At 65.0% G+C, this 10602-nt stretch carries 9 protein-coding genes and 1 tRNA gene; 5 read left to right on the top strand and 5 right to left on the bottom strand.

Annotated features, from left to right (window positions below; genetic code table 11):
* Positions 1 to 58: 58 nt before the first annotated feature.
* Together A6A04_RS05845 and A6A04_RS05840 are read right to left on the bottom strand one after the other, a co-directional pair.
* The gene (locus A6A04_RS05845) at positions 59 to 694 is read right to left on the bottom strand and encodes a tyrosine-type recombinase/integrase (RefSeq protein WP_068490860.1); all 636 of its coding nucleotides are present in this window, start codon (positions 692 to 694) and stop codon (positions 59 to 61) included.
* Positions 695 to 886: 192 nt separating this feature from the next.
* Positions 887 to 960, bottom strand: a tRNA-Gly gene (locus A6A04_RS05840).
* A gap of 239 nt (positions 961 to 1199) precedes the next feature.
* Between A6A04_RS05840 and A6A04_RS05835 the strand changes: the two genes are divergently transcribed.
* Positions 1200 to 1976, top strand: a complete 777-nt coding sequence (locus A6A04_RS05835) for a hypothetical protein (protein WP_068490858.1) — start codon at positions 1200 to 1202, stop codon at positions 1974 to 1976.
* A gap of 67 nt (positions 1977 to 2043) precedes the next feature.
* On the opposite strand, the gene A6A04_RS05830 is transcribed toward A6A04_RS05835, so the two are convergent.
* Genes A6A04_RS05830 through A6A04_RS05820 form a run of 3 tightly spaced genes read right to left on the bottom strand, consistent with a single transcriptional unit; the run spans position 2044 to position 5684 of the window.
* Positions 2044 to 3963: a motility associated factor glycosyltransferase family protein gene (locus tag A6A04_RS05830; RefSeq protein WP_082914732.1), complete on the bottom strand. Its 1920-nt coding sequence runs from the start codon at positions 3961 to 3963 to the stop codon at positions 2044 to 2046.
* Between the two features lie 12 nt (positions 3964 to 3975).
* Complete coding sequence (locus A6A04_RS05825) at positions 3976 to 4980, bottom strand: Gfo/Idh/MocA family protein (protein ID WP_082914731.1); 1005 nt, start codon at positions 4978 to 4980, stop codon at positions 3976 to 3978.
* A complete protein-coding gene (locus A6A04_RS05820; protein WP_068490853.1) occupies positions 4977 to 5684 on the bottom strand; it encodes a GNAT family N-acetyltransferase in 708 nt (235 codons plus the stop codon). The genes A6A04_RS05825 and A6A04_RS05820 overlap by 4 nt, the downstream gene beginning before the upstream one ends.
* Positions 5685 to 5815: 131 nt before the next feature.
* Here A6A04_RS05820 and A6A04_RS05815 point away from each other — a divergent pair, with 131 nt between their 5' ends.
* Genes A6A04_RS05815 through A6A04_RS05800 form a run of 4 tightly spaced genes read left to right on the top strand, consistent with a single transcriptional unit; the run spans position 5816 to position 10589 of the window.
* Positions 5816 to 6829, top strand: a complete 1014-nt coding sequence (locus A6A04_RS05815) for an N-acetylneuraminate synthase family protein (RefSeq protein WP_068490851.1) — start codon at positions 5816 to 5818, stop codon at positions 6827 to 6829.
* A 6-nt stretch (positions 6830 to 6835) separates the two neighbouring features.
* Entirely contained in the window at positions 6836 to 8659 is a 1824-nt protein-coding gene (gene asnB / locus A6A04_RS05810) for an asparagine synthase (glutamine-hydrolyzing) (RefSeq protein WP_068490849.1), read from the top strand.
* Positions 8656 to 9792 (top strand): N-acetyl sugar amidotransferase, encoded by a 1137-nt coding sequence (locus A6A04_RS05805; RefSeq protein WP_068490847.1) that lies wholly within the window; start codon positions 8656 to 8658, stop codon positions 9790 to 9792. Before asnB ends, A6A04_RS05805 begins: the two co-directional genes overlap by 4 nt.
* Positions 9786 to 10589, top strand: coding sequence for a class I SAM-dependent methyltransferase (locus A6A04_RS05800; protein ID WP_068490845.1), 804 nt, complete (start codon positions 9786 to 9788; stop codon positions 10587 to 10589). The genes A6A04_RS05805 and A6A04_RS05800 overlap by 7 nt, the downstream gene beginning before the upstream one ends.
* Positions 10590 to 10602 lie beyond the last annotated feature (13 nt).

The following is a 10602-nucleotide window of genomic DNA, read 5'->3' as shown; positions in this document are numbered from 1 at the left end:
AAACAGACCCGGAAACGCCGATCAACCGCAATTCACGCCCGGAACAACTCTCAAACCGTCAGAATGAAGAGGTTTCCCGTCCTTCCTCGGCGTTCCGATGGGTATTGAGGGCCGGGTTGCGGTCCAAAAGGCCCCAGCGCATCGCCGTGGCGAAGATGGCGGAACAGGTTGAGACGCACCGATTGGCGGCTACCGGGTAACGTTTGGACACGGCATGATGCATGTCCTCGATGTCCTTACGGCCGATCTCGGCAATGCGCTTGGTCCCCAGGTGGGGCGTGATGTGGTTCTTGAGCAGCAGGCGGCGTAGTTCAAGGGTGCTGGCCCGGTTGCGCCGCTCCACCACTTCATTCAGCCAGCGGTCGGCGAAATCTGCGAAGCTGGGGTTCTGTTCCGGCTTAACCTCTCGGGCTTCTTTGCGCTCCTGGGCAACATCGCGGCCAAGGTCTGCATTGGCGATCAGCTTGCGCGCCTCGATGCGGGCCTTGTCGAGCGGCACCTTGCTGCACAGGCCAACCGTCATCCGGCGTTCCTTGCCGCCGCGCACCCGCATCTGGACGATCCAAGCCTTGATGCCCGTGGGCGTCACCCGCACCGCGAAGCCGGGGATTTCGGAATCCCAGATGAAGGCCTGCCCCTTGGCCGGGGGCTGGATGTCGTCCACGAGGGTTTTGGTCAGTCTGACACGGGCCATGGTGCGCGCTCCGCAACGGGCAGAGCTTCACGGCCACCCGGTGCCCACGTCGGGTTTGAGCCCTGTTTCGGCAGGCTTACGAGGTGCCGTGTAAGCTTACAGATAAGCTATCACACGGCAGAATCGGGCACAACGAAGCACCTTGCGGCATCCTCGTCTGACTGTAAGTAGCTGATTTTCTAGAAAATTTGTTGGAGCGGGTGAAGGGAATCGAACCCTCGTCGTAAGCTTGGGAAGCTTCTGCTCTACCATTGAGCTACACCCGCGCCGAGGCGCAGAAAATAGGGGGATCGGTGGGTGATACGCAAGCCTGCCGATGATCCCGTTGCCAGAAATTGCCAGATGGTCCGCCATCAGGCAACCCCCCATGACGAGATATCGTGCAGGCTGAGACGATTAGACCGCTTCGCGAATGGGCTGTCCAACCAACGGGGAGGAGAACAGCGATTGACGTTCGGGCCCATCGGCACATACTCGTCACCTATGATACGTTGATAGGTGAAATATGGCAGACGAGCACCACGAGGACGCTCAATCTATTGAAGACCTGTATGCCCTGATAGAGCAGAACCGTCTTGCCGATGAATTGGTCGCGGAACGAATCTTTCAGAACGAGGTCAACGCTGCCATCAACGCCATCACCGAGATCAGCGCGGTGGCCAGTTCCCGGATCATGACAGATACCCAGGTCGCATCCGCCAAGATCCAAATCGACGCGGAGGTGGTGGCCGCCCGGCTCGCGGCCGGGGCAGAAATCGCCATATCCGGGATCAAGGCTCAAGGTGGGACTCAATCCAAGGCAAACGTAAAGGCGGCAATTTATGCCATTGGGGACGGCCAGACGACGCAGGTCATGGATACGGCCAGACACTCAATTCATCAGATGGTGACCGAGGCTGAAGCGGCGATCGCCAAGCTCAGGCAACTCGCCGATGCCGCCATTGAAGAAATCCACCGATATGCCACGAACACAACGGAGCGAATGCAGGCCACCGTTGTGGCCGCCAATCGCATGAAGGCGTTCCGGGCAGAAGAACACAGTCGTGACGAGATCGTTGCCGAAGGAACCAAGGCGGCAATCTTCGTGAGCCAGGCGGCCGAGGCTTCATCGCGAGTGGTTCAGGAAAACCTAGAGGCCGCATTGAAGAATATCCGCGCCACGACGGATCAGGCGTGCGCCAACATCAAGGCATCCGTCGAAAAGGCCGTGGAGAGAATCGAGGCAGCTCGACTCAAGGCCCAGGCCCGAATTGAAGAGGCAGTCCGTCGGGCCACCACCTAGCGGTCCGATCATGACCCCAGGATGACGAGGGGACGGGAATATCTCCCCTCCCCGGCGTTTCCAGGGGTCAGACGGTTTCCAGCGCGACGGCCACCACGGATTCGAGCCGCGTGAAGCCCTCGGCCAGACACCGGCCAAGCACCTCCAGCCCCCCCACCCCATCGACCGGATCAAGCAGGGATGCGTGATGATGGGCGGCGGCCAGCATCTCGTTGATATGGCCGACCAGGGTTCCATAAACCGCACGGTTGGACTGCTCCAACCGCGTCAGATCGGCGATGATCCGCTCGCAAACGCCGCGCATGACCGCCTGGGGCGGCCCGCCGACAGGGGTCATGGCCTCCACATGACCGCGACAGGCGGCGATGAAATCGCCCGCCGTGTCGCCGAACCGCTTGAAGTCGTCCGGATTGACCAGGCTTTCGGGGCAGAAGGTCAGATCGGCCAGCGCCTGGTCGATGTCCTGGCGCTGGGGCATGGCGGCGGGGCCGGGCTTCAACTCGGAGGACGCCAGCGGCGTGGTTCCGGGGATGAAGGAGCCGTCGCTGCAATTCATCACCCGAACCGCGCCGACACCGCGAATGGCGTTGGTCACCGAATTGCGGCCCCAGTTGAGGGTCCAGCCGGTCAGGACCTCGCCGCCGAAATTACCGGGTACGGTCAGGTTGAAGTCGTAAGGCACCCAGGTGGACAACTCCGCCTCGTCCTCGTAGGTGTAGTAGACCGAGTGGCGGGAATGATGGTGGCGCGGATCCCTGGCGCCGAAATCCAGCCCGAACAGATAGACCTCGCGGAACCCAAGCGACAGGGCGCAATACACCGCCGTATTGCCTGACGTCGGATCGGCAAAGGCAGTGGACTCGGCGCCACGGGCATAGAATTCGGTGGAATTGAGGTGATTGCGATAGAAATAGGCCACCCGGCCGAAATGGGACGGAATGCGAGGGTCCACCGTGGGGGTCGTATAGAGCGATATGTCCTTCAAGCCGCCATGGCGTTCGGCATGCGTGGCGATGACATCGGCCAGGGTCGGATCGTTTTCCAACTCGCAATGAATATCGGGGCGCAAACCGTTGTTGAGCAGGACCTTGAGAGCGGTGCTGGCCGAGATCAGGACCATGTCCTGACGACACCGCTTGATGTCATCCAGGCAGGCATCCAGCGACGGTCCAGCGCCGACCACCATGGCCGGAAGGCTACGCGCCGCGGTCACCCGCCGCCGCTGCAGATGGAAGGGCGGGCGCCGGAAATTGGCGGTATTGTTGCGCATCATGACCAGTTGATCCTCGACCCAACCGCCCATGGTGGCGAGATCACGGCCATCCATCAGCAGCTTCTGGCCAATGGCGGTAAAGTCCGGGGTCTGGTAGTGGAAGAAGACATGGGATCCGTCGAGAAACGGAAACCATGGGCCGCGCAACAGATCCACCAGCCTGGGGTAAACCTCAGTGCCGCGCAGGATGTGCAATTGGCGCCCTTGGCGTGAAAGATCTTGGATCAGCCCCTTCCAGTTGAAGGCGTGAAGCGCGTGGACGATCAGTTCATCGTGCTGTTCCACCACGATCATCTGCTTGAAGTCCAGCCGCTCGGCCAACAGCTTGAGATGATGGCCAAGACCGACACCGAACACCACCAAGGCACCGCCAAACGAAGCCCGGGCAGGCGCCCGGGCCAGCGGTGCCACCTCCTCCGCCATGGCGCGCACCACCCGGTTCAGTTCCACGCAGCTGTCCTGAACCACACCCGGCGGGACGGACAGGCGAAAGGGCTGGGGCAAGTATTCATCCACCTGCCGCATGGCGGCGGCCCGCGCGTTGTCCGGGTAGAGGAAGCCGCCCCCGACATCGATGTTGAACTCACCTTGATGGTCAATGACCAACCGAGTTGTCGTGGGTGTCCGTTCCAATAGCCGCGCCAAGGGGGCATCGAGCTTTCCCAACTGCTTCAGATTTTCCTGGAAACGCTCGCGGTTCTGGTAGGGCTTCATGGGTGGGGCTTTCTAGATCGGATAATCGACGCGGACGCTGCGTCCTTGTTGCAGCGAATCCCAGGCGGCGCAGCAGACCTCCATCACCCGGAACACGTCGGTGGTCGAGATCAGCGGCGGGCGCCCCAGGCGGATGGCATCGACGAAATCGGGGATCAGGTCGCCCTTGGCCATGCCGGGATAGGGCGTGGTCACGGCATGGCGGTTTTCCGGCTGGTCGCCGTCGAACAGCCAGGCATCGGGCATGTCGTTGATGAAGGTCTTCTTCGTGCCGTAGACGTTCAGGGCGTGGAACTTGGTGCGCTGCGGCCCGAAGGTGGTCAGGCTCTTGGCCAGGATGTCGCCCTCGAATTTCAGTAGGCTGACCATGGTGTCGGGATAGCCAAAGCCGCTGTCCCGGCTGAGCAACTGGTTGCCCATGGCCGTGACCTCCCTCACCTCGCGTCCCACCAGCCAGCGCATCAGGTCGATCAGATGGATGCCGCCGCCATAGGTGACATTGTAGAACGGCATGCGGCCGCGCCAGCCCTCGGTGATCTTCCACAGGATCTGATGGATGTAGTCGCCTTCCATATAGAAGATGTCGCCCAGCTCGCCCGCATCGATCCGGCGTTTCAGCTCGGCGAAGCGCGGGCTGGCCCGCAGGATCAGATTGGACGAAATCAGCCGTCCCGAATCCTGCTGGGCGCGCAGCACCCTGCCCGCGTCCTCGCGGTTGAGCGCCACCGGCTTCTCGACGAAGACATGCTTGCCATGCTCGAAGGCGGATACCGCCTGCTCGGCATGGTCGCAGTCATAGGAGCAGATGGAGACCACATCGATGTCCGGGTCCTCGGTCACCTTGCGCCAGTCGGCGTGACGGACGGCGACGCCCCGGCGATCCGCCACCTCGGCTAGCTTGGCCGGGTCGATATCGCACACCGCCGCCACCTCCACGCCGGGAATGGACTGATAGGACAGGACGTGCTGTTCGCCAACCCCAAGCCCGATCACCGCCGCTTTCAAGGGCTTCATCATGGCACCAGATGGAAGGTGGCGGCACGCTGGCGCTCGACGAAGCCGAGCGAGCGATAGAGCGCCAGCGACGCGGTATTGGCCGCCTGGGTGCCCACCCTCACCATGGTCTCTCCCGCTCCGTAATGGGCCAGCGCCCCCAGGATCAGCGCGCGGCCCAGGCCGCTCCCCCGCGACTGGGGCCGCACCGCGATCAGGTCGATCACCACCTCGGCCTCGCGGCGCATGCACAGATTGAACCCGGCCAGTTGGCCGCTGTCCCGCACCACCAGGGCGGCATCGGCTCGGCCCGCGACACCATTGGCCACCCAGCGCGCCTTGATCTCGTCGGCGCAGGCCGGGTTCAGACGGGTATCGGCATGGAAGCGGTCGAAGGAAAAGGCGGCGCGGCCGATGGCGGCGCAGTCCCCGGCATCGGCGGGAGAGGCCAGCCCCACCGCGACCGCCGGTTTCGGCGCCGGAGCGGGCGGCCGGACCAGCGTCACCAGCGTCTCCACCTGGACGAATCCGGCCTGGGTCAGCAGCTCGGCGGCGGCGCGGTCGTCCTCGGCGATGCGGGCCCAGGCCAGGGCGACGCCGGGGGCGGCCCGCACATGCGCGGCAATGGCGCGGATTTCCGAGGCATCCGGCACGCCGTCGAGGTCGAGGCGATGCACCGCCCCACCCAGGATGGCGCTTTCGAACGGCTGCAGGGTGATGGTGATCACGGCGGAAATCCAGGGCTTCGGAGGCGTCGAGTGTATCGGCGGCCGAAGAGTCGCGTCAAGCAAGGCCCCATATTGGGGTTGACGCCGGGGCGGGCGACCGGAAAGCTGCTGCAAGTCATCTGGAGTCCCCCATGCAGCTGTTCGGCAAGTCCACCGATACCGACGTCATCGTCATCGCCGAGATCGGGGTCAATCACGAGGGCGACCCCGAAGCGGCGCGCCGCCTGATCCACCTTGCCGCCGAGGCGGGGGCGGATGCGGTCAAGCTGCAGGTCTACACCGCCGATGCCTTCATCACCGCCGAGGACAAGGAGCGCTTCGCCCGGGTCAGCCGCTTCGGCCTGTCGCCCATTGTGGTGCGGCAACTGGCGGCCGAGGCCAAGGCGGCGGGCATCCGGCTGTTTTCCACCCCGGTCAGCCATGACGTGGTGCCACTGCTGGACGAATTGTTCGAGGCCTTCAAGATCGCCAGCGGCGATATCGACTTCCAGCCGGTGATCCGCGCCGCGGCCCGCACCGGCAAGCCGGTGCTGCTGTCCACCGGCTGCGCCGATCTCCACGACATCGACCGGGCGGTGGGCTGGCTGCGCGACGAGATGAGCGCGGCGGCCCTGACCGAGCGGGTGGTGCTGATGCAGTGCGTCTCGGCCTATCCCACCCCGGCGGAGGAAGCCAATGCGCGGGCGGTGCCGTTCCTGGCCGAGCGCTATGGTCTTGCCACCGGCTTTTCCAATCACGTCATCGGCCCCGAGGCCTGTTTCGCCGCCGTGGCACTGGGGGCATCCGTGGTCGAGGTCCATGTCACCGACCAGCGCGAGGGGCGCGACTTCCGCGACCACCAACTCTCCTTCCTGCCCGGGGAACTGGCGGCGCTGATCGCCACAATGGGCCGCATCCGCGCGTCGCTGGGCGAGTTCGGCAAGACCATCCAGCCCAGCGAGGCCCCCGCCCGCGCCGCCATCCGCAAGGGATTGGTGGCGGCGCGTCCGCTGGAAGCCGGAGCGGTCCTGACGGAGGAGGATATGGGCTATGCCCGCCCCACCACCCATTTCCCCGCCGCCCGGCGCGACGAGTTGCTGGGACGGCGGCTGATCCGGTCCTTGGCCAAGGGCGCCTCGTTCCGCCCCACCGATTTCGTGGAATAGCGGCGGATGTGCGGCATCGCCGGAGTCTTCGGCCCCGACCAGCCCGATCCCGACCGTATCGCCCGCACCCTGGCCCTGATGGGCCGACGCGGGCCGGATGGACGGGGGGTGGCCCATCTGGGCGAGGGCGAGCGGCGGCTCACTCTGCTGCACACCCGCCTCGCCATTCTCGATCTCGACCCCCGCGCCAACCAGCCCTTTCGCCGCGACGGGCTGGTACTGGTCTTCAATGGCGAAATCTACAATCACGTCGAACTTCGCTTGCAGTTAGAGAGCCTCGGCCAGAGCTTCGCCACCGCCAGCGATACCGAAGTGATCCTGGCGGCCTATACCCAGTGGGGCGAGGCCTGCGTCGAGCGCTTCGAGGGCATGTGGGCCTTCGCCCTGTTCGAGGAGGCCAGCGGCCGCTTGCTGCTCAGCCGCGACCGCTTCGGCGAGAAGCCGCTGTTCTGGTGGCGGCGCGGCCGAAGCCTTTATTTCGCCTCCGAGACAAAACTGCTGTGGTCCCTGGCCGGGACGCGGGCGGCCCCCGACCTGGAGCAGGTGACCCGCTATCTGGTCAATGGCTACAAGGCGCTGAACAAGCGCCCCCGCAGCTTTCATTCCGGTGTTGTGGAGATTCCCCCGGCGCATCAGGCCATGCTGGAGCGGCCGGGCGACCCGCTCCCCCGCTGCTATTGGCGGCTGGCCTATGTGCCTCGGCCCATGACCATGGACGAGGCGCGGGAGGAAGCCCGCAAACGGGTGATCGACGCCATCGGACTCCGCCTCCGGGCCGATGTCCCCCTCGCCTTCTGCCTGTCGGGCGGCATCGATTCCGGGGTGCTGGTCTCCATCGCCGCCAAGGCCCATGGGGCGGAGCCCCATGTCTTCTCCATCGTGGATTCCGATCCGCGCTATGACGAGATGGTCAATATCGACCGGGTGGTGGCGGATCTGGGCTGCCACGCGCACCAGGTCCACACCGCCCGGGACGGCTTCATCGACCGGCTGCGGGCCCAGGTGGCCTATCACGACAAGCCGGTGATCACCATCAACTATTACATGCACGCCTTCCTGACCGAAGCCATCCGTGAGGCGGGCTACAAGGTGGCGCTTTCGGGCACCGGGGCCGACGAACTGTTCGCCGGTTATTACGATCATTACGGCATGTGGCTGGCGGGCATGAGCGGCGAGCCCGGCTTCGACGCCCTGGTGGCGGACTGGCGCCAGAGCTACGGCGCCTTCGTGCGCAATCCGGTGTTGCAGGACCCGCTGGCCTTCGCCAAGGACCCGGATCAGCGCGGCCATATCTATCTCAACCAGGACCTGTTCGAGAGCTTCCTGGCGGTGCCGTTCCACGAGGACTTCGCCGAGGAGCGCTATTGCGACGATCTGCTGCGCAATCATATGCTCAATGAAGTCCGCCACGAGACCATCCTGGTCACCCTGCGCGAGGAGGATCACAACTCCATGATGGCCTCGGTGGAGAACCGCGCCCCCTATCTCGACCGATCCCTGGCTGAATTCCTCTACACGGTGCCGTCGCGCCACCTGATCCACCAAGGCTTTCCCAAATGGCTGCTGCGCTCGGCGGGCGAAGGCTATCTGACCGACGCGGTGCGCCTGGACAAGCAGAAGCGCGGCTTCAACGCCTCCATCGAGTCCCTGGTGGACCGCCATGACCCCGAAACCCGCGACTACCTGCTGGCCGACAGCCCCATCTTCGAGCTGGTGCGCCGCGACGCCATGGAAAGCTTCCTGTCCGGCGACATGACCGACAACAGCTTTTCCAAGTTCCTGTTCTCCTTCATCTCCGCCCGGCTGTTCCTGGAGCACGCGGCATCATGAGGTATTGCACCCGCTGCATCCTGCCCGACAGCCGCCCCGGCATCACCCTGGACGAGTCCGGCGTGTGTTCCGCCTGCCGGGGCCATGACCGCAAGCTGACGGGGATCGACTGGGATGCCCGACAGGCGGGCTTCCAGCGGCTGGTGGACGAGGCCCGCGCCCAGGCGGCGCGTGATCGGGTCGGCTATGACTGCGTGGTGCCCATCTCGGGCGGCAAGGATAGCTGGTATCAGGTGATCCGCTGCCAGGAGCACGGGCTGAAGGTGCTGGGCATCACCTGGAAGACGCCGGGACGCACCGAGGTGGGGCGCCGGAACCTGGACGCCCTGATCGAGCGCCTGGGCATCGATCATGTCGACTATTCCATCAACCCGTCGGTGGAACGGCGCTTCATGACGGCGGCGTTCGAGCGCAAGGGCGCCACCGCCATTCCCATGCACATGGCCATCTTCGCCATTCCCATCCGGCTGGCGGTGCAGATGAACATTCCGCTGGTGGTGTGGGGCGAGAATCCGCAACTGGAATTCGGCGGCGGCCAGGAACAGCAATTGGCCACCGATCTGGATCTGGCCTGGGTGCGGCGCCTGGGAGTCACCAACCAGACCGGCCCCGACGACTGGGTGGGGGCGGAAGGCCTGACCGCCAACGACCTCGCCGCCTATCGCCTGCCGCCCGAGGACGCCTTCGCGGGCAAGGTGCGCTCCGTCTTCCTCGGCGCCTTCTTTCCCTGGAATTCGTTCGAGAACGCCGCCCTGGCCCGGTCGCGCGGCTTCACCGATGGCGAGCGGCACCTGAAGACCGGGACCTGGTCCTTCGCCGATATCGACGACCATTTCATCTCGCTGCACCATTTCCTCAAATGGCACAAATTCGGCCTGACCCGGGCCTTCGACAATCTGTCGGTGCAGATCCGCTACGGCATGATGAGCCGCGACGACGCCATCGGCCAGTTGCGACAACTCGGCGTGCAGGTGCCCGAGGCCGATATCGCCGCCTTTTGCGATTTCGTCGGCCGCGATCCCGCCTGGTTCCATGGCGTCGCCGAGGGATTCCGCAACCGGGCCATCTGGTCACGGGGCGAGGACGGAGTGTGGCGCATTCCCGGTTTCCTGATCGAGGACTGGTCATGGTGAGTTGCGATATCTGCGGCGGCCCCCTGGAACGGGTGGCCGTCTTCGACGCCCCGCCGCCGGGGGAGCCGGTCTACGGTCTGCCCGACTATCACCGGGAATTGTGGTCGTGCCAGCGCTGCCGCCATGTGTGGAACCGCCATTCCCTCGACCTGTCGCGGCTGTATCTGGGGCTGTACCGTCAGGTGGGCTATGGCGATCTCGCCCAGCGCTTCGACACGATCATGGGACTGCCCCCCGAGCGCTCGGACAACCGGCTGCGGGTCGCCCGCGTCGATGCCCAGGCCCGCAGGCTGATGGCCGCCGCGCCGGGCGAGAGTCCCAGCCTGCTGGATGTGGGATCGGGTCTGGCGGTGTTTCCCGCCGCCATGCGCGAGGCCGGGTGGAGGGTCACCGCCCTGGACCCCGACGCTGCCAATGCCGAACATGCCCGCGCCCGTGCCAGGGTCGAGGCGATGGTCGGCGACTTCTTCACCGCAGAGCTTGGCGGTCGCTACGATCTGGTCAGCCTCAACCGGGTGCTGGAGCATGTGGTGCCCATGCGCCAGATGCTGGAGCGGGCGCGAGCGCTGCTGTCGGCGCGCGGCGTGCTCTATGTGGAGGTGCCCGACGGCGAAGCGGCACTGGCCGATGGCGGCCCCGGCTGCGAGGAATTCTTCGTCGACCATTACGGCGCCTTTTCCATGGCCTCGCTGGCCCTGCTGGCACTGGCGGCGGGTTTGCGGGTCGAGGTCATGGAGCGCTGCCGCGATCCGTCCGGTAAATACACTCTTTACGCCTTCTGCCGCATGCTGGGTTGAAATCCAGCGGCGG

Source organism: Paramagnetospirillum marisnigri (assembly GCF_001650715.1).
In the GTDB taxonomy this organism is placed as follows: Bacteria; Pseudomonadota; Alphaproteobacteria; order Rhodospirillales; family Magnetospirillaceae; genus Phaeospirillum; species Phaeospirillum marisnigri.
This window is presented reverse-complemented; position numbering and strand designations above follow the sequence as displayed.